Raw genomic sequence first — 17,591 nt, forward strand, 5'->3', positions numbered from 1 at the left:
TTGATGATGGCTGCGGCAGTAGTGGCGATGCCGGTCGCGGCGCGGGAGACGACAGGACTGCTGCATCCGCTGTTCAGGGATCACGCCGTCCTGCAGCGTGACCGGCCCATTGCGGTCTGGGGGCACGCAAGGCCTGGGCAGCCGGTTTCCGTGACGTTTGCGGGGCAGGCGGTGAGCAGCCGGGCGGACGCCGCAGGCCGCTGGCAGGCGATGCTGTACCCGGTTGCCGCTGGCGGTCCCTACACGCTGGAGGTAAACGACGGAACGCGCCGGCAGACGGCGCGCGACGTGCTGGTCGGCGACGTGTGGCTGTGCTCGGGCCAGTCGAACATGGAGCTGCCGGTGTGGCGCTCGCTCAACGCTGCCAGCGAGATCGCCTCGGCCACGATGCCACGGATCCGGCTGTTCACCGTGCCGCAGCACGCCGCCGTGCAGGCACAGGAGACCTTCAGCGACAGCACTGCCTGGACATCGGCAACGCCTGATGCGGTGCGCGATTTCTCCGCCACCTGCTTCTACTTCGCGCGCGAACTGCAGCGCACGGTCGACGTGCCGATGGGGCTGATCGAGGCGGCGTGGGGTGGCTCGCGGATCGAGGCCTGGACCAGCGTTGGTGCACTGCGCGGGCAGGGCGGCCTGGATGAGGCCCTCGATATCCTCGCGCGGTCTGCGCGTGATCCGCTGGAGGCACGCGCGGCCTGGGGCCGCTACTGGCAGCACTGGTGGGCCACACGCGAGGGCACGCTGCCTGGCGACGCCCCATGGCGGGCGGATGCCGATGACCGCGGATGGTCGCGCGCACCGGCCACACTGGGCGCATGGGAGCGGTGGAGCGAGCCCGCACTTTCCGACTACAACGGCATGGTCTGGTATCGCACGCAGGTGATGCTGAGCGCTGAACAGGCCGCACGCGGCGCGACCCTGGAGCTGGCATCGGCCGACGAGGTGGACGTGACCTGGGTGAACGGGGTCGCCGTCGGCAGCCAGTACGGCGCCGGCGAGAGGCGCTACCCGTTGCCACATGGCCTGCTGAAGGCAGGATCCAACAGCATTGCGGTCAACGTGCTGGACACCTACGGGGAAGGCGGCCTGGCCGGTCCTTCAACGGCACACGGCCTGCAGTTCGATTCCGGCGAGCGGGTGCCACTGCAGGGACCATGGATGTATCGGGTTGCGCCGGGCCAACAGGCGCCGCCGTTTGCCCCTTGGCAGGCGGCCACCGGGCTGTCGACGCTGTACAACGGAATGATCGCACCGCTCGGCGATTTCGGGCTGCGCGGCATGCTGTGGTACCAGGGTGAATCGAACACCGGTGATGGCGCGGCATACGCGGCGCGGTTGCGTGCGCTGCGCGACGATTGGCGGCGTCAGTTCGGTGCACGCACGCCACTGCTGCTCGTGCAGCTGGCCAACTATGGCCAGCCGCCGGTTGCGCCTGCCGACAGCGGTTGGGCGCAGGTGCGCGAGGCGCAGCGGCGCGTCGCCGCCGAGGATGCGCGGAGCGGACTCGCCATTGCCATCGACATCGGCGATGCCTACGACATCCACCCGCCGAACAAGCAGGAGCTCGGGCGCCGCCTGGCGCGCGTGGCCCGCCACGTGGTGTACGGCGAGCAGGATCTGGCACCGTCAGGTCCGCGGGCGGTCACGGCCGTGCGGACGCCCGCGGGCGTGTCCATCGCGTTCGAGGATGTCGAAGGCGCGCTCACCGCAACCGGTGCGCTGCGACCGATTGGCTTTGAACTGTGCGAGACCAGGGGTGATACCGGCCACTGCGACTACGGCGACGCCGAACTGGATGGGCGCCGGATCCTGCTGCGCGGCCCACGGTCGACGCACGCAACGCACGTCCGCTACTGCTGGGCCGATGGCCCGGTGTGCACGCTGCGCGATCGCAGCGGGGCACCGGCCGGCCCGTTCGAACTTCCCATTGCCGAAGCCGAGGCCCGACGATGATGACGCTGTCCACGAAGTTCCCTCTGGCCCCCGACAGGGCCGGCCTGAGGTCGATGGCGCGCCGCCTGCTGGGGGCGTTGTGCCTGCTGTCGGCCGCAGCCGCCCGGTCCAGCGCGCCGCCGGACGCTCCGCCGGTGTACTTCGACTGGTTCGAGTACCGCGGCGATGACCAGGCGTTTGAAGTGCCGCTGCCGACCGGCCACTACCGCAATCCCGTCCTGGCCGGCTTCCATGCCGATCCCAGCATCGTGCGCGCGAACGGCCGGTTCTATCTGGTCAATTCCAGCTTCACCTACTTCCCGGGCATTCCGGTGTTTGAAAGTGCCGACCTGGTGCACTGGAAGCAGATCGGCAATGTGATTGACCGCCCCACGCAGCTGGATTTCGACGGACTGAGCGTCTCGCGCGGCATCTTCGCGCCCACCATCGAATACCATGACGGCACCTTCTACGTCGTCACCACCGCTACCGACAGCGGTGGCAACTTCATCGCCACCGCGCGCGACCCGGCCGGGCCGTGGTCCGATCCGCACTGGCTGCCCGGCATCGATGGCATCGATCCATCACTGTTTTTTGACGACGACGGCAAGGTGTACCTGATCAACAACGATGCACCGCCCGGTCCGCCGCGCTATGACGGGCACCGCGCCATCTGGATGCAGCAGATCGATCTGGCGGCGTTCAAGCCGGTCGGGCCCCGCCGGGTACTGGTTGATGGAGGCGTGGAGCCGGCGAAGAATCCGATCTGGATCGAGGGACCGCACATCTACAAGCGGGAGGGCTGGTATTACCTGTCCGACGCTGAAGGAGGCACCGGGCCGCAGCACTCGCAGGTGGTGCTGCGCAGCCGCGCGGTGTGGGGGCCCTACGTTCCCTATGCGGGCAATCCGATCCTGACCCAGCGCGAACTGCCGGACGACCGTCCGCTTCCGATCACCAATGCCGGCCACGCCGACCTGGTCGAAGGCCCGGATGGCTCGTGGTGGGCGGTGTTCCTGGCCAGCCGCAACTATCAGAAGCGCCACTACAACACTGGGCGCGAGACCTACCTGTTGCCGGTGCGCTGGCAGGATGGCTGGCCGCAGATCCTGCCGACCGATCAGGCCATTCCCTACGTGGCCAAGGCGCCGTCATGGATGCAGGGCGAGGCATCCCAGGCCCCGTCGACCGGCAATTTCGTAGCGCGAGACAATTTCGATGGCCCGACGCTCGATCGCCAGTGGCTGCGCGTGCGCGTGCCCAGGCATGCCTGGGCAGACCTGCACAAGCGCCCCGGCAATCTGGCCGTGCACCCGCTCGCCGAGGATCTGGACACGCTGCGCAATCCGGCGTTTCTCGGCCGGCGCCAGCAGCATCTGCGCTTCGAGGCGAGCACCGCGATGACCCCGCCAGCTTCCGGAGTCGCCGCCGGTCTGGCGGCGTTCCAGAGCGAGGCGTACTGGTACTTCCTTGGCGTTCGGGACCTTGGCGGGGGGCGCCTCTCGCTCTTCCTCGAAGCGCGCGACGGTGGCCGCAGCACGCGGACGCTGGCCAGCCGTGAAGTACCGGTGCCTGCAGCACTGCGCCTGAAGATTGCCGGCAACGAGGGCGACTATGCGTTCTCGTTCGACACTGGCGATGGGCAGGGCTGGCAACTGCTCGCAGGCGAGGTGGACGGCACCGTCCTGAGTACGGACCGGGCAGGCGGCTTCGTGGGCGCACTGCTGGGTCCTTTCGCGCGCGACGAGCGCAACGGGAGAAGCAAATGAGGCTGTCGATTTCGTCCAAGGCCCGCCGCCGTACCTGGCGCGGTGGGATCGCCCTGTTCGTACTGACCTGTGTGGCGGCCGCCGCGTCCGCGGCTGCGCCGCGGCCCTGGCTGGACGTTTCGGCCAGCTTCGAGCAACGGGCCGCGGCACTCGTCGCGCAGATGACGCTGGAAGAGAAGGCCGCGCAGATGCAGAACGCCGCGCCGGCGATCGAACGGCTGGGGGTACCCACCTACGACTGGTGGAACGAGGGACTGCACGGCGTCGCACGGGCAGGGCAGGCCACGGTGTTTCCGCAGGCAATCGGCCTGGCCGCGACCTTCGATGTACCGTTGATGGGGCAGGTGGCCACGACCATCAGCGACGAGGCCCGCGCAAAGCACCACCAGTTCCTCCGGGAAGGCGCGCATGGCCGTTACCAGGGCCTGACCTTCTGGTCGCCGAACGTCAACATCTTCCGCGACCCGCGCTGGGGCCGCGGGCAGGAAACCTACGGCGAGGATCCCTACCTCACCGCGCGCATGGGCGTGGCCTTCGTACGTGGCCTGCAGGGCGACGACCCCGTCTACCGCAAGCTGGACGCCACCGCCAAGCATCTGGCCGTGCACAGCGGACCGGAGGCCGACCGCCATCACTTCGATGCACGGCCCAGCCGGCGCGACCTGTATGACACCTACATGCCGGCGTTCGAAGCGCTGGTGAAGGAAGGCGAAGTGGATGCGGTCATGGGCGCCTACAACCGCGTGTACGGCGAGTCCGCCAGTGCCAGCCGTTTCCTGCTGCACGATGTGCTTCGACGCGACTGGGGTTTCAAGGGCTACGTGGTCTCGGACTGCTGGGCCATCGTCGATATCTGGAAGCACCACCGTATCGTCACCACGCGCGAAGCCGCTGCGGCGCTGGCGGTGAGGAACGGCACCGAGCTGGAATGCGGCCAGGAGTACGCAACGCTGCCTGCCGCAGTGCGCCAAGGGCTGATCAGCGAGGCGGAGATCGACGATGCGGTGACCCGCCTGTTCACCGCACGGATGCGCCTGGGCATGTTCGATCCGCCGGAGCGGGTGCGCTGGGCGCGCATTCCGGCCTCGGTGAACCAGGCGCCGGCCCATGATGCGCTGGCCCTCGAGGCCGCGCAGGCATCGCTCGTGCTGCTGAAGAACGACGGCATCCTTCCACTGTCGCGCGACATCAAGCGCATTGCCGTGGTCGGACCCACTGCCGACGACACCATGGCACTGCTCGGCAACTACTTCGGCACACCGGCGGCGCCGGTGACTATCCTGCAGGGCATACGCGAAGCGGCCAAGGGCGTTGAAGTGCGTTATGCCCGCGGCGTCGACCTGGTGGAGGGCCGCGACGATCCCGGCGCCACACCGCTGATCGAGCCGACCTACCTGCGGCCCTCGGCGGAGTCGCCCGAGCGCGGCCTGCGCGGTGAGTACTTCCGCACGCCCGACCTGTCCGGCACTCCGGCCCTGGTGCGTACCGACGCGCAGATCGGCTTCCGCTGGGACCGCGGCTCGCCGACCGACAACCTGCTGGCACGCGGCGAAGCGGCACCGGGGCAGGGCATACCCAACGACCGCTTCAGCATCCGCTGGAGCGGCCAGCTGCTGCCCCCCGTGTCCGGTCGCTACCGGCTGGAGGTGGCCGGCGATGATGGCTACCGCCTGTATCTGGACGGCAAGCGCGTGATCGATCACTGGGTGAACACGGATCGCCTGCATGCCGAGGGTGTCGAACTCGACCTGCAGGCCGGGCGTGCTTATGACCTGAAGCTGGAGTACTACGACGACCAGCGCGATGCCGGCGTGAGCCTGGGCTGGCGCATGCCCGGCGCCAAGGCACCGTTCGATGAAGCGCTCGATGCCGCACGCGATGCCGATGTGGTGGTGTTCGTTGGTGGACTCACCGGCGATGTCGAAGGCGAAGAGATGACGGTCAACTACCCGGGCTTTGCCGGTGGCGACCGTACCGACCTGCGGCTGCCCGCGCCGCAGCGCACCCTGCTGGAGGCCCTGCACGGCACCGGCAAGCCGATGGTGATGGTGCTTACCGGTGGCTCGGCCATCGCCGTGGACTGGGCGCAGGCGCATCTGCCGGCGATCCTGATGAGCTGGTACCCCGGGCAACGCGGCGGCACCGCGGTCGGCCAGGCGCTGTTTGGCGACGTCAATCCCGCCGGCCGTTTGCCGGTCACGTTCTACAAGGCCGGCGAAGCGATGCCGGCATTCGACGACTACGCCATGGAGGGCCGCACCTATCGCTACTTCCGCGGCACGCCGCTGTATCCGTTCGGTCACGGTCTGTCGTATACGCGGTTCGACTATGGAACGCTTCGCCTCGATGCAGACAGTGTCCGTGCCGATGGCCGCCTGGGCGTGGCGCTGGATGTGACCAACGCGGGCACCCGCAGCGGTGACGAAGTGGTGCAGCTGTACGTGCGGCGCGAGCACGCTGGCAGCGGCGACGCCGTGCAGGAACTGCGTGGCTTCCAGCGCGTCCAGCTGGCCCCGGGCGAACGCCGCACGGTGACGTTCACCCTGGAGGCGGCGCAGGCCCTGCGCCACTATGACGAAGCGCGCGCGGCGTACGCGGTGCAGCCCGGTGCCTATGAGGTCAGGGTGGGGGCGTCCAGCGCCGATATACGTGCGCAGGGCAGGTTCACCGTGGTGCCCGCGCATGACTGATCATCCCCGCCGGCATCGATTCCGCTTCGACCAGATTCCTTTTCAAGGACGTCCGCTGCATGGCAAGCACTGAACACGCGCTATCGGTCCGCGAGAAGCTCGGCTACAGCCTGGGCGATCTCGCCGCCAACCTGATCTTCCAGACCCTGATCACCTACCTGGCGTTCTTCTACACCGACGTCTACCGCCTGCCAGCTGCCACCGCGGCCACGATCATCTTCGTGGTGGGCCTGCTGGGTGCGTTCGTGTTCACGCCGTTGATCGGCATCGCGGCGGACCGCACATCCACACGCTGGGGCCGCTTCCGCCCATGGATCCTGTGGACAGCCATTCCGTTCGGCGTGCTGTCGCTGCTGGCGTTCAGCACCCCGGACCTGGGCGAGCGCGGAAAAGTGATCTATGCACTGGCCACCTACGCGCTGCTGGTCTGCGTCTACGCCGCGAACAACCTGCCGTACTCGGCGCTGAGCGGCGTGCTGACCGGCAGCATGGCCCAGCGCAACAGCCTCTCGGCCTGCCGCTTCGTGGCTGTGATGGTCGCGCAGTTCATCATCCAGGTGCTGCTGATGCCGCTGGTGCTGATCCTGGGCGATGGCGACCGGGTGCGCGGCTTCGAGCAGGTCATGACCGCATTCGCCATCATCGGCACGGTGTTCTTCCTGATCACGTTCGCCACCACCCGCGAGCGCATCGTGCCGACGCGCGAGCAGACCGGGGGCGTACTGCAGGACCTGTCGGACCTGCTGCACAACCGCCCGTGGCAGGTGATGCTGGCCCTGACCGTGCTGGTATTCATCAACCTGGCGCTGAAGGGCGGCACCTACATCTATTACTTCCAGTACTACATGAGTGAAGCCGCGCTGGCCGGCTTCCTGGACGGCTCAGGCTTCAACGGCCTGATCAGCGCCTTGAATGCTGCCCTGGCCAGCGCCGGCTTCGCGGCGTTCACCTGGCCGAAGGACGCGGCCACCTCGGCGTTCAGCCTGTTCAACGCGTGCGGCATCCTCTGCATGATCCTGGGCATCGGCGCATCACGACGGCTGGCGGATCGCTTCGGCAAGCGCGACGTCTTCGGTGGCGCCCTGTTTGTCTCGACCCTGTTCCTGCTTGCCTTCTACCTGTTTCCACCCACGGGCGTGGCGGTGGCCTTCGCTGCCTTCATGCTGCATGGCTTCTGCTATGGCATCACCATCCCGTTGCTGTGGGCGATGATCGCCGACGTCGCGGACTACTCGGAGTGGAAGAACCATCGGCGGGCGACCGCGATCATCTTCTCGGCGATGTTGTGCGGGCTGAAGATCGGCCTCAGCGTCGGAGGCGCGCTGGTCGCGGCCATCCTTGCGCACTACGGCTACCAGGCAGGACTGGCGCAGCAGCCTGAGGGCGTGGTGCAGGGCATCCGCTTGACCGTAAGCGTCTACTGCTCCCTTCCTTTCCTGCTCGCCGTGGCGCTGCTGTTCTTCTACAGGATCGACAAGCGCACCGAGACCCGCATCGAGCAGGACCTCCACCTGCGTCGCCGTTCCGCCGACGCTTCCGCGTAAGGCCAAGATGACAACCATGATCGACCTCCACGCCGGCGAAGACGGCCAGGCCAGCGAAGCCCGTCTTGCGCAGCTCACCGCACACGCCATTTCGCAACCGCTGGTGACCCACATCTACACCGCCGACCCTTCGGCGCACGTGTTCGAGGGGCGCCTGTACATCTATCCGTCGCACGACATCGACGGTGGCCAGCCGTTCGACGACGAAGGTGGCCACTTCGGCATGCAGGATTATCATGTGCTGAAGATGGATACGCCCGACAGCACGGCCGTGGATTGCGGCATGGCGCTGCACGTCCGCGACGTGCCCTGGGCGCGGAAACAGATGTGGGCCCCCGATGCCGCCTGCCGCGATGGCCGCTACTACCTGTACTTCCCGGCCAAGGACGCCGAGGGCCGGTTCCGCATCGGCGCGGCGATCGGCACGCGGCCGGAGGGCCCGTTCGTGCCCCAGCCGGAGCCGATCAAGGGCGCGTACTCGATCGACCCTGCCGTGTTCGAAGACGAGGATGGCAGCCACTACCTGTACTTCGGCGGCGTCTGGGGCGGGCAGCTGCAGAAGTATCGTGACAACCAGTACAGCGAGGCCCACGAGGAACCCGAGGGCAGCGCGCCGGCGCTGGGGCCGCGCGTGGGCCGCCTGGACGCCTGCATGACCGAGCTGGCCGAACCCACCCGCGAAGTGCAGATCCTGGATGAGCATGGCCAGCCGCTGCGTGCGGACGACCATGCGCGCCGCTTCTTCGAAGGCCCGTGGCTGCACAGGTACCAGGGTCGCTACTATCTGTCGTACTCCACTGGCAACACCCACCAGCTGTGCTACGCCATCGGCGACAGCCCGTATGGCCCGTTCACCTACGCTGGCGTGATCCTCACCCCCGTGGTCGGTTGGACCACCCACCACTCCATCTGCCAGTTCGAAGGGCAGTGGTACCTGTTCTATCACGATGCACTGATGTCCGGCGGCATCACCCACCTGCGCTCGGCCAAGTGCACACCGCTGCACATGGAGCCGGACGGAAGCATCCGCACGATCAATCCGTATGGGGCCTGAGCGCATGCTGCCGGTGGATGACGCGCTGGCCCCGCTGCCGGCCGGTGAACTGCACTGGCTGAGATGCGGCGAACTGGAGGTTGCGCTCGCCGCAAGGGCGGGCGGGCGCGTGGCGCACCTGCGTTACCGGGGCGTGGAGTGGCTGGTGGATGCGCAGGAGGGCGGGGTGGCTGCGATCGCCTGGGGCTGCTACCCGATGGTGCCCTGGGCCGGGCGCATCCGCCATGGAACGTTCCACTTTGGCGGCAGGCCGCATCGGCTGCCGCTCAACTTCGACGGGCACGCCATTCATGGGTTGGGCTTCTCGCGACCGTGGCAGATCGACCGGCTGGATACGGCGGCAGCCAGGTTGTCGCTGGCGTTGCCGCGCGACGGCTACTGGCCCTTTGGTGGCATTGCCATGCTGGACCTGCAGCTGCAGGCTCACGCCCTGCAGATGCGCCTTTCGGTCCAGGCCGGCGAGCAGGCGATGCCGGCGGTGCTGGGCTGGCATCCCTGGTTCCGGAAGCCGGACCGGCTGCTGTTCACGCCTCGTGCGATGTACCCGCGGGACGGGGAAGGTATTGCCACGCTGCCCTGTGTGGCTCCCACTACCGGTCCCTGGGATGACTGCTTCATCGCCGACAGTGACATCACGCTGATACGCGAAGGCCAGCACCTGCGGCTGCGCTCGGACCACGACCATTGGGTGATCTACGACGGCACGCCGCACGCCACCTGTGTGGAGCCGCAGAGCGGCCCGCCGGACGGCTTCACGCTGGCGCCGCACCGGCTGGAGCCCGGCCAGCGCCTCGCGTTGACGTTCGACCTCGCGTGGGCAGCGGACAGGGCGTGAGCCTGGCACTGGCATGCGTCTCCCCGAACGTGCGGTGCCGGCACAGAAGGACGACCGGCTGCGGATCCTGAACACGCCGAGGAAAGGTGCACCGCTGGTCGGATAGTGGCGATCGGATCACGGAATACACACGATGGGAACATCCCAGGTCCTCGGATGGGCTACGGTGAGGCCATCGGAATCTGGGGGGATTCGTCACAGGAGCAACCGATGCCTATCAGGGCAGTGGTATACGTCAGCGAAGCCAGCCCCACTGTTGTGGGCGACAACGGGCGCAAAGAGGGCAACAGGCTGGACCAGCTGGTCGACGACGCCGCACGTTTCAACCGGGACGCCGGCGTTACCGGCGTGCTTCTCTTCGATGGCGGGCGGTTTCTCCAGTACATGGAGGGACCGGAGGACGGGTTACGGGTAGCGTACGCGCGTGTGCTGGGCGCAACCAGCCACGCAGGGCTGGTGGAGCTGCAGCGGGGCAGGGTGGGCAACCGGCGCCTGCCGTTCTGGCCGATGCGCTGGCTTGCGGTAGAGCCCGGGCAGTTGAAGTCGCTGGCCCACGCGGACTGGATCGGCTTCGTGCAGCGTGGCGATACGTCGGCCGGTGGGCAATCGGCAATGGATCTGCTGGTGGGACTGGTGGAGCCGTACGCCCTTGCCGCATAACGCAAGGGGATTGCCAACGTACGCTACGGGCGAGCAGTCATCTCCTGCAGTTCCAGTCAACCCGCACTGCCCGCGATCACTGCATCGTGCAGATCACGCTGGCGTGCCGGTTCATTGGACGGGTCCGGACGGACGATGCAGGGCAGGTGCCATGCCGCTCTCCGCGTGAAGATCCTGTACAGTCGTGACACGGTGCTTTCACTGCCGCCGACATCCGTGATGGCCACACTGCAGGCTCCTTCCAGAGCAGGAGGTGACCGATGGCTACCTGTGATGTCTGCGGCAACGACTACGACAAGAGCTTCACCGTACAGCAAGGCGGGCGTAGCGGCACGTTCGATTCGTTCGAATGCGCGATCCATGCGTTCGCCCCGCGCTGCGCCCACTGCGATTGCGCCGTCATCGGACACGGTGTCGAGGGAAACGGCCAGATTTTCTGCTGCGCACATTGCGCCGGTCACGCCGGTGTAAAGGGTGTCGCAGACCGGGCTTGAGCCGAATGCTGCTCCATCCCGCTGGTCATGCCGGCACCAGAGAAGCAATTCGTGCCACCCGGGCTGCTCCCGAATCGGCGAGCAGCGCCATTGCCCGCTGTTTCTGTGACGGTACCCCCGCCACGGCCTCCCTTGCCAGGACGACGTCGAACTCCCTGGCGTTGGCGTCCAACGCGGTTGCCAGCACACACGAATCGGCCGTCATCCCGCTGAGCCAAAGTCGGCGCACGCCCAACTTGGCCAGCAGGACCGGCAGCGGGGTGGCGAGGAACGCCGAGTGCTTGGGCTTGAGTACAAAGTAGTGATCGGGCAGGGGCGAGAGCAGGTCGGCTATCCGCCCGGCTGCGCCGCCGTCCCGCTTGCACTGCGCAACCTGTTGTCGGAAGTCACGCTTCCAGTCGGAGAAATTGTCATTGGCATAGATGACCGGCCACCTGCGGTCATCGAAGTGGTCTCTCAAACGCCGGATCTGTCTGGCCGCCCGCTCCGCAACGGGCGCAAGATCCTGCGCGCCGGGGAAGTCGAAACGGCTGAACATGTCGATGATCAGCAAGGCCGTCGATGGATCCTGTCCCATGGCTCAATCACCTGTCTGTGCGTGCGGGGCCTCGACCGGCTTGGACTGCGGTGAATCCTTCTGGCGCAGGAAGATCGTCAGCACAACCAGGGACAGCACGGCGAGAAATTCGCTCTGCCAGTTCTGCATCGATTCAAACCAGAATGTGCTGCTGGCCAGGTGCTGCAGGAAGCCGGGTGCGGGCAGGCCCCGCAACAGCTGCTCGGCTTGCTCGGCTCGCCAGCTTCCCAACGCATGCAGCGTGAAGCTCAACAGGAACAACAGCCCGAAGGCGATTGCAAGCGAATGACCGTACAGCACCTTCCAGACGCCGCCACGCCTCACCGGCCAGGGCGTAGGTCCTGGCTCGACGCGGCTCTGCTCCTGTGCAGGATCCAACGGCCGCGATTCAGCCGAGCCACGCTGGCGAAGGGTGACGGTCAGGAGAACATACATGCCCATCTGCAGGAATTCGCTCTCCCAGTTCTCGAATGTGGCGCTGACGAAGTGGCCGGTCGCCAGGTAGTGCCATAGATCGATCGGCGCGCGCCCGTGCTGCGTCAACTCCTGGTTGTGGACATGGTGCCCCGCAACTGCCTGCCCAACGATGAACACGACGGTGAGTGCAAGCAGCACCAGCGAGAGACCGTTGCGTTTCCACATGCAACACCTCGATCAGCTGTTCCAGAGACCGTGCGGAAGCATGCGCGGGCAAGAGGGCAGGGCTCGTGATCACTGCGCATCGAGGATGTGAGGCGGGCTCAACGCTTGCCTGTCGGGTCAGGATCCGGCCGCTCGTAGTCTTCAGGTACCGCCTTGGGGCCGTCCCCATCGTCGGGCATGTCGTGGTCCTTCCACCTGGCCTGGTCGTTGCGACGTTTGTCCGGCGTGTGGGCCTTCGACTGATCGTCCACGTCCGTGGTTGGATTGAAAGGCAACTTGTCGTTCATGAGCAGCTCCTGCGGCGAGAACCTGAAGCCTGCACCGCGCCGGGTTAACGCCACGACGCCGCGGAATGAACGCCGCGCACACCCGGATGTCACCGCAGCAGGGGGACTGCCCTGCGATGCTGATGTTCCGATCTTTCTGGAGAACCGCGATGCAGGCATTGACCTATCACGGCCGCAGGGATGTGCGCGTCGAGACCGTGCCGGACCCGGTGCTGGCGGCCGAGGATGATCTGATCCTGAGGGTGACCGCCACCGCCATCTGTGGTTCGGACCTGCACCTGTACCGGGGCAAGATTCCTGACCTGCACGATGGCGATGTGCTGGGCCACGAATTCATGGGCGTGGTGGAAGAGGTCGGCAGCGGCGTGACCCAGGTGAAACCCGGTGATCGCGTGGTGATCCCGTTTGTGATTGCCTGTGGCGAGTGCTTCCACTGCCGGCTGGCCGAGTATGCCGCCTGCGAGACCACCAATCCGGGCAAGGGCGCCGCACTGAACCAGAAGGGCATACTGCCTCCGGCCGCATTGTTCGGCTACAGCCATCTGTATGGCGGCGTGGCCGGCGGGCAGGCCGAATTCGTACGCGTGCCGAAGGCGAATGTAGGCCCGCTGCGCATCCCGGAAGGCGTGGCCGACGAGCAGGTTCTGTTCCTTTCGGACATCCTGCCCACCGGCTACCAGGCCGCGCTGAACGCTGGGGTCAAGCCCGGCTCGACGGTGGCCATCTTCGGTGCGGGGCCGGTGGGGCTGATGAGCGCAGCCTGCTGCCGGCTGCTGGGGGCCGAGACCATCTTCATGGTGGACCATCTTCGCTACCGCCTTGACTACGCGCGTCGCGCCTACGGGGTGACCCCCATCGACTTCAGGGAGATCGAGGACCCGGCCGATTACATCCTGACCCAGACCAGCGGGCGGGGCGCAGACGCCTGCATCGAGGCCGTAGGCTTCGAGGCCGAAGGCAGTGCGCTGGAGTCAGCGCTGACCGCCGTGAAACTGGAAGGCAGCAGCGGGGTGGCGATCCGGCAGTGCATCGCCGCGGCCCGCCGCGGCGGCGTGGTCAGCATCCCCGGTGTCTATGCCGGCTTCATCCACGGTTTCCTGCTGGGTGACGCGTTCGACAAGGGCTTGACGTTCAAGATGGGACAGACCCACGTGCAGGGACTGATGCCGGAGCTGCTCGACGCCATCATGGAAGGAAAGCTGGACCCGGGTGACATCATCTCGCACCGGATGCGCCTGGCCGATGCAGCGCAGGGCTATGCGATGTTTGATGCCAAGGATGACGACTGCCGCAAGATCGTTCTGACACCGTGAGCGTGGCGCCATGAGTGCGATTGTCGTGGGCTGTGTGTACGCACTGTGGTTGGTGGCCGGTTCGCTGGACTTCCATTTTCACCGCCGGACCGACCTTCCACACACCTCCGCGATGCGCGAAAGCCTGTTGCATGGGGTGCAGCTGCTTCTGATCGGCAGCGGCGTGCTGGCGTGGCTGCTGCTGGAAAACACGTTGTCGCTGGTCACGCTCCTGGCGCTTCTGGTCATTGCTCACGCAATCGCCGGCTACCTGGACACCGTCAGCGCAGACGGCCGTAGACGCATCAGTCCGGCGGAGCAGCATGTGCACAGTGTGCTGGATGCCGCGCCGTGGGTCCTGTTGGCCTGGGTGGCCTGGCAGGCCCATCCTCGATGGTCGCTCAGTGTGGAACCGGCAGCACCCGGGATCTGGTGGTGGGTCCTGCTGCCGGCGTCTGGCCTGGTGGTGCTGCCTTGGCTGTGGGAGCTTCTCCAGTGCGTGAGGGCTAGAGCGAGGCGCCCGCGCTGACCGGGTGAGGATCACCGCACAGGGTATTCATGGGCAGGCCACGCTTCCAGCCGAGTGATGTGGCCGCTGGCGCCTGCGCCCATTACCATCTACAGCCGTGAACGCTGTTGGCGCTGAACTGCTCGGCCGGGAGCGCAGAAGCTCCCGCCTGCCGACACGTTATCGCAGCGTGCAGCTCGGGGGAGGGCACTGGTAGCGCGGCGATTGAACCCCTCATCCCTGCCTACATCTGCGCGGCGATCATTGAAGTGCAGGAAATTTCCTGCGCCAGAAGGAACGAATGTGCCCCTCCGTGCAGTCGCCTACGCAAGTGAGGCGACATCGGGGCTTTCCATGGACCATGTGGATGACCTCGCCAGGGCCGCCGCCCGCTTCAACCTTGAAGCCGGCGTTACGGGTGTGCTTCTTTATGACGGGCTCCGCTTCCTGCAGTACATCGAGGGGCCGGAAGACAGCATCAACGTGGTGTACAGCCGTATTCTCAGTGCCCGCAGCCATCGCGAGCTGATCGAGCTGGGCCGCGGCAGGGTTTCCGGCAGGTTCTTTCCCTATTGGTCGATGCGATTGCTGTGGGTTGAGGCCTCCGAGATCCGCAGCGTCGCGCACGGCAACTGGGATGGCCTCTCACGTGGTGGCGCGCTGCGCCAGCTGGGCCTGGTGGTAGCCCCGCACCTGAGGTGACGGTTGCATGGATTCAATGCGCGGGCGGCTGCGCGCAGGTATCGCCCAGCACGCGCCGAACCGTGTCCTGCAATTGACTCACATGGAACGGTTTGGCCACGAAGGCCGCGCGCCGGTGGCGCTGCGGCACCAGCTGGTCGTAGACCGCAGAGACGAACAGGTAGGGGATGCCGAGTTCTGCCAGGCGATCAGCGACGGGAAAGACCACACCGTCGCGGAGTTCGACATCGAGCACCGCGCCGTCGAATCGCTGGGTGTCCAGCAGCCCGAGAGCGTCGAACACGCTGTAGGCATGCGTCACCTGATCACCGACGTCCTCAAGGGCGTGCTCCATGAGTGCGGCCAGGTCGAGTTGGTCTTCCACCAGCAGCAGGTTGCATCTGCGCTGGCTCATTGCGGATTGCATGCGTACATGCCTGTGTTGTCCTGGGAACATCAGTTTCTGCTGTGCTGCATCAAGATCCTGCGTGCGCATTGTCAGTCCGGCGCGAAGCCTTGCGCGCGTGACCAACCTCGTGGAGGAGGCGTGGAGGGCCTTATGGATTTCGTTGACGGCTTCTTGGCATGCGCTGTGGATACTGCCGCCGACCCCTGTATCGGAGTTTCTGCCATGCCTCTATCCGGAAACGAAGCGGCCTCTCCAGGCGTGCTGCGTATCGAGTGCATGCCGCTCGATTGTGGCGGCGCCGCCATTGTCGTGGAACTGGATCGTACGCCTGAACGCACATGGATGAAGTCGCTGAAGCGGGCATTGCAGGCCGACGATGCCCTTGAAGGTGCGCAGGCCAAATTTGATGGCCGTTTTGTCTATGTCGTGGGCGTGGACGGGGGTGGGCACCGCGCTCAACACCGCGTGATGCAGGCCGTGATGGCAGCGGACGGCGGGGGCGCTTCGAACACCCGCCCCCGGGGCACCAGGGTGGGCGCGGTCGCATCGAGCGCCCTGGCGACCTGAGGGCGCCCCGGGTCCAGTCCGGGGTGCGGATGTTATCGCTGCATCAGCGCTGCGTGCAATGCCAACCTGCGGCGGCTCACATCGCCCGACAACGCGGTGATTGCGCTCGCTCCACGATGGTCTCCGGAGGCATGTCGCCCCGCACCGGAGATCGAGATGGCAGACCAGAACACCGCCCGAAGCGAGCGCCTGCTGAAGTGGCTGCAGGACGCCTACGCCATGGAACAGGAAGCGGAGACCATGATGAAGGCCATGGCTTCGCGGATCGAGAACTATCCCCAGCTTGCCGCACGCATCAGCCAGCACGTCCAGGAGACGCAGGGGCAGTCTGCCTCACTGCGGCAGTGCATTGAGGCGCTGGGAGGAAGCGTGCCCACCGCGAAGGGATTGTTCGCGAGCATGACCGCCGCCATCCACGCCGCCGGCAACACGCTGATGGAGGACGAGGTGGTCAAGAGCGTGGGCCTTTCATTTGGCTTCGAGAACACCGAGATCGCCACGTACAGGGCGCTGGTGATCGCTGCCGAGCGCGCCGGCGCGCCCGACATTGCGGCGGTGTGCGGCCAGATCCTGCAGGAAGAGGTTGCCATGGCGCGCTGGCTGGAGGACCACCAGGACGGGCTGGTCGGAGCGTTCCTCAACCGTGACGAAACGCCCGGCGCCCAAGCCAAGCGTTGACCCCTAAGCCAGCCCACACCAGCCACCGGAGAAGCCCTCATGTTCTTTCATCACAAGAAACTGATGTATACCGTGCGCGTCCGCGAATCCAACCCGCAGCTCGCCAGCCTCATGCTTGAACAGTTCGGCGGCCCACAGGGCGAGTTAGCCGCCGCGATGCGCTACTTCACCCAGGGACTTGGCGAATGCGATCCCGGGCGCAAGGACCTGTTGATGGACATCGCCACCGAGGAGATCAGTCATCTGGAGATCATCGGCACCATCATCGCCATGCTCAACCGCGGGCCCAAGGCGATCCAGTCCGAAGGGCTTGCCGAGGCCGAGGACATGCGGCTGCTGGGCCAGAACAGCACCAGCCACACCGAACAGATCCTGTACGGCGGCGGCCCCGCGCTGGTCAATTCCAGCGGGGTGCCGTGGACAGCCGCCTACATCGACTCGATCGGCGACCCCACCGCCGACCTGCGCTCGAACATCGCGGCCGAAGCGCGCGCCAAGCTGGTGTATGAGCGCCTGATCAACGTTACCGACGACCCGGGCATCAAGGATGCGCTGCGCTTCCTGATGACCCGCGAGATCGCGCACATGAAGTCGTTCGAGAAAGCGCTGCACAGCATCCAGCCCAACTTCCCGCCGGGCAAGCTGCCGGGGGATCCGGCGTTCACCGATCTGTACATGGACATGTCGCAGGGTGACGGCGCCGACGATCTGCAGGGCAGCTGGAACAGCGGCGAGCTCTGGGAGCGGGTCAGCGACCGCGACGCACAGGCCGCTGTGGATGGTGGCGACGGCGGCGGCACGGTGGACCTGGACCCGCGCGAACAAGCGGCGGTGCAGGCCATGACCCTGCGCACGCTCTCCGACCCGGAAGCGCGGCCGGCCACCGGGGCCGAGCTGGGGGCAGGCCCGGGTGCAGGTGCACTGGACCTGCCGCCACGCGAGCCGTGAAAGAAGCCGGGGCGCCCGTTC

The 17,591-nt window shown here is 66.5% G+C and carries 18 protein-coding genes; 14 read left to right on the top strand and 4 right to left on the bottom strand.

What is annotated here, in order from left to right; genetic code table 11:
* The first annotated feature begins 3 nt into the window (after window positions 1-3).
* From N5C25_RS12370 to N5C25_RS12405, 8 genes are all read left to right on the top strand, one after another.
* On the top strand, window positions 4-1,956 hold the full coding sequence (locus N5C25_RS12370) for a sialate O-acetylesterase (RefSeq protein ID WP_279937022.1): 1,953 nt from the start codon (window positions 4-6) through the stop codon (window positions 1,954-1,956).
* Window positions 1,957-2,009: 53 nt separating this feature from the next.
* Window positions 2,010-3,704: a glycoside hydrolase family 43 protein gene (locus tag N5C25_RS12375; RefSeq protein ID WP_279937013.1), complete on the top strand. Its 1,695-nt coding sequence runs from the start codon at window positions 2,010-2,012 to the stop codon at window positions 3,702-3,704.
* A complete protein-coding gene (locus N5C25_RS12380; RefSeq protein ID WP_279937014.1) occupies window positions 3,701-6,394 on the top strand; it encodes a glycoside hydrolase family 3 protein in 2,694 nt (897 codons plus the stop codon). The genes N5C25_RS12375 and N5C25_RS12380 overlap by 4 nt, the downstream gene beginning before the upstream one ends.
* A gap of 59 nt (window positions 6,395-6,453) precedes the next feature.
* The gene (locus tag N5C25_RS12385) at window positions 6,454-7,938 is read left to right on the top strand and encodes an MFS transporter (RefSeq protein WP_279937015.1); all 1,485 of its coding nucleotides are present in this window, start codon (window positions 6,454-6,456) and stop codon (window positions 7,936-7,938) included.
* A 16-nt stretch (window positions 7,939-7,954) separates the two neighbouring features.
* Window positions 7,955-8,992, top strand: a complete 1,038-nt coding sequence (locus tag N5C25_RS12390; RefSeq protein ID WP_279937016.1) for a glycoside hydrolase family 43 protein — start codon at window positions 7,955-7,957, stop codon at window positions 8,990-8,992.
* Window positions 8,982-9,827 (top strand): aldose epimerase, encoded by an 846-nt coding sequence (locus N5C25_RS12395; protein ID WP_345781922.1) that lies wholly within the window; start codon window positions 8,982-8,984, stop codon window positions 9,825-9,827. Before N5C25_RS12390 ends, N5C25_RS12395 begins: the two co-directional genes overlap by 11 nt.
* 210 nt (window positions 9,828-10,037) lie before the next feature.
* Entirely contained in the window at window positions 10,038-10,487 is a 450-nt protein-coding gene (locus tag N5C25_RS12400) for a BLUF domain-containing protein (RefSeq protein WP_058983065.1), read from the top strand.
* Between the two features lie 260 nt (window positions 10,488-10,747).
* Window positions 10,748-10,981: a hypothetical protein gene (locus tag N5C25_RS12405; protein ID WP_111098449.1), complete on the top strand. Its 234-nt coding sequence runs from the start codon at window positions 10,748-10,750 to the stop codon at window positions 10,979-10,981.
* A 25-nt stretch (window positions 10,982-11,006) separates the two neighbouring features.
* Here the strand turns inward: N5C25_RS12405 and N5C25_RS12410 are convergent, their stop codons facing one another.
* The 3 genes from N5C25_RS12410 to N5C25_RS12420 all read right to left on the bottom strand — a co-directional run bounded on the left by N5C25_RS12410 (window position 11,007) and on the right by N5C25_RS12420 (window position 12,487).
* Window positions 11,007-11,558: an isochorismatase family cysteine hydrolase gene (locus tag N5C25_RS12410; RefSeq protein WP_058982970.1), complete on the bottom strand. Its 552-nt coding sequence runs from the start codon at window positions 11,556-11,558 to the stop codon at window positions 11,007-11,009.
* Between the two features lie 3 nt (window positions 11,559-11,561).
* Complete coding sequence (locus N5C25_RS12415) at window positions 11,562-12,200, bottom strand: DUF6766 family protein (RefSeq protein WP_021202411.1); 639 nt, start codon at window positions 12,198-12,200, stop codon at window positions 11,562-11,564.
* A gap of 98 nt (window positions 12,201-12,298) precedes the next feature.
* Window positions 12,299-12,487, bottom strand: coding sequence for a hypothetical protein (locus N5C25_RS12420; protein ID WP_019337695.1), 189 nt, complete (start codon window positions 12,485-12,487; stop codon window positions 12,299-12,301).
* Window positions 12,488-12,636: 149 nt separating this feature from the next.
* Between N5C25_RS12420 and N5C25_RS12425 the strand changes: the two genes are divergently transcribed.
* The 3 genes from N5C25_RS12425 (at window position 12,637) to N5C25_RS12435 (ending at window position 14,989) form a co-directional block, all read left to right on the top strand.
* Window positions 12,637-13,800: a glutathione-dependent formaldehyde dehydrogenase gene (locus N5C25_RS12425; protein ID WP_279937018.1), complete on the top strand. Its 1,164-nt coding sequence runs from the start codon at window positions 12,637-12,639 to the stop codon at window positions 13,798-13,800.
* Between the two features lie 10 nt (window positions 13,801-13,810).
* Window positions 13,811-14,308 carry a hypothetical protein gene (locus tag N5C25_RS12430; protein ID WP_058982975.1) on the top strand — a complete coding sequence of 166 codons (498 nt, stop codon included), beginning with the start codon at window positions 13,811-13,813 and terminating at the stop codon, window positions 14,306-14,308.
* Between the two features lie 282 nt (window positions 14,309-14,590).
* The gene (locus tag N5C25_RS12435) at window positions 14,591-14,989 is read left to right on the top strand and encodes a BLUF domain-containing protein (protein ID WP_279937019.1); all 399 of its coding nucleotides are present in this window, start codon (window positions 14,591-14,593) and stop codon (window positions 14,987-14,989) included.
* Window positions 14,990-15,002: 13 nt separating this feature from the next.
* Here N5C25_RS12435 and N5C25_RS12440 read toward each other — a convergent pair whose 3' ends face one another.
* Complete coding sequence (locus N5C25_RS12440; protein WP_058982978.1) at window positions 15,003-15,395, bottom strand: response regulator; 393 nt, start codon at window positions 15,393-15,395, stop codon at window positions 15,003-15,005.
* A gap of 132 nt (window positions 15,396-15,527) precedes the next feature.
* On the opposite strand from N5C25_RS12440, the gene N5C25_RS12445 reads away from it, so the two are divergent.
* The 3 genes from N5C25_RS12445 (at window position 15,528) to N5C25_RS12455 (ending at window position 17,570) form a co-directional block, all read left to right on the top strand.
* The gene (locus N5C25_RS12445) at window positions 15,528-15,944 is read left to right on the top strand and encodes a hypothetical protein (RefSeq protein WP_251101846.1); all 417 of its coding nucleotides are present in this window, start codon (window positions 15,528-15,530) and stop codon (window positions 15,942-15,944) included.
* 156 nt (window positions 15,945-16,100) lie between these two features.
* Window positions 16,101-16,622 (top strand): ferritin-like domain-containing protein, encoded by a 522-nt coding sequence (locus N5C25_RS12450; protein ID WP_019659717.1) that lies wholly within the window; start codon window positions 16,101-16,103, stop codon window positions 16,620-16,622.
* 39 nt (window positions 16,623-16,661) lie between these two features.
* Window positions 16,662-17,570 (top strand): manganese catalase family protein, encoded by a 909-nt coding sequence (locus tag N5C25_RS12455; RefSeq protein ID WP_019659716.1) that lies wholly within the window; start codon window positions 16,662-16,664, stop codon window positions 17,568-17,570.
* The last annotated feature ends 21 nt before the right edge of the window (window positions 17,571-17,591 follow it).

Origin of the sequence: Stenotrophomonas sp. GD03958, from assembly GCF_029839005.1 — a bacterium.
Taxonomy (GTDB): domain Bacteria; phylum Pseudomonadota; class Gammaproteobacteria; order Xanthomonadales; family Xanthomonadaceae; genus Stenotrophomonas; species Stenotrophomonas hibiscicola.

What these genes read in the sequence shown, in the direction of transcription:
- N5C25_RS12450 (WP_019659717.1), top strand. Translation starts at nt 16,101, where the DNA reads ATGGCAGACCAGAACACCGCCCGAAGCGAGCGCCTGCTGAAGTGGCTG.
- N5C25_RS12400 (WP_058983065.1), top strand. Translation starts at nt 10,038, where the DNA reads ATGCCTATCAGGGCAGTGGTATACGTCAGCGAAGCCAGCCCCACTGTT.
- N5C25_RS12430 (WP_058982975.1), top strand. Translation starts at nt 13,811, where the DNA reads ATGAGTGCGATTGTCGTGGGCTGTGTGTACGCACTGTGGTTGGTGGCC.
- N5C25_RS12390 (WP_279937016.1), top strand. Translation starts at nt 7,955, where the DNA reads ATGATCGACCTCCACGCCGGCGAAGACGGCCAGGCCAGCGAAGCCCGT.
- N5C25_RS12410 (WP_058982970.1), bottom strand. Translation starts at nt 11,558, where the DNA reads ATGGGACAGGATCCATCGACGGCCTTGCTGATCATCGACATGTTCAGC.
- N5C25_RS12395 (WP_345781922.1), top strand. Translation starts at nt 8,982, where the DNA reads ATGGGGCCTGAGCGCATGCTGCCGGTGGATGACGCGCTGGCCCCGCTG.
- N5C25_RS12425 (WP_279937018.1), top strand. Translation starts at nt 12,637, where the DNA reads ATGCAGGCATTGACCTATCACGGCCGCAGGGATGTGCGCGTCGAGACC.
- N5C25_RS12445 (WP_251101846.1), top strand. Translation starts at nt 15,528, where the DNA reads ATGGATTTCGTTGACGGCTTCTTGGCATGCGCTGTGGATACTGCCGCC.
- N5C25_RS12420 (WP_019337695.1), bottom strand. Translation starts at nt 12,487, where the DNA reads ATGAACGACAAGTTGCCTTTCAATCCAACCACGGACGTGGACGATCAG.
- N5C25_RS12455 (WP_019659716.1), top strand. Translation starts at nt 16,662, where the DNA reads ATGTTCTTTCATCACAAGAAACTGATGTATACCGTGCGCGTCCGCGAA.
- N5C25_RS12380 (WP_279937014.1), top strand. Translation starts at nt 3,701, where the DNA reads ATGAGGCTGTCGATTTCGTCCAAGGCCCGCCGCCGTACCTGGCGCGGT.
- N5C25_RS12375 (WP_279937013.1), top strand. Translation starts at nt 2,010, where the DNA reads ATGGCGCGCCGCCTGCTGGGGGCGTTGTGCCTGCTGTCGGCCGCAGCC.
- N5C25_RS12415 (WP_021202411.1), bottom strand. Translation starts at nt 12,200, where the DNA reads ATGTGGAAACGCAACGGTCTCTCGCTGGTGCTGCTTGCACTCACCGTC.
- N5C25_RS12440 (WP_058982978.1), bottom strand. Translation starts at nt 15,395, where the DNA reads ATGCAATCCGCAATGAGCCAGCGCAGATGCAACCTGCTGCTGGTGGAA.
- N5C25_RS12405 (WP_111098449.1), top strand. Translation starts at nt 10,748, where the DNA reads ATGGCTACCTGTGATGTCTGCGGCAACGACTACGACAAGAGCTTCACC.
- N5C25_RS12370 (WP_279937022.1), top strand. Translation starts at nt 4, where the DNA reads ATGATGGCTGCGGCAGTAGTGGCGATGCCGGTCGCGGCGCGGGAGACG.
- N5C25_RS12385 (WP_279937015.1), top strand. Translation starts at nt 6,454, where the DNA reads ATGGCAAGCACTGAACACGCGCTATCGGTCCGCGAGAAGCTCGGCTAC.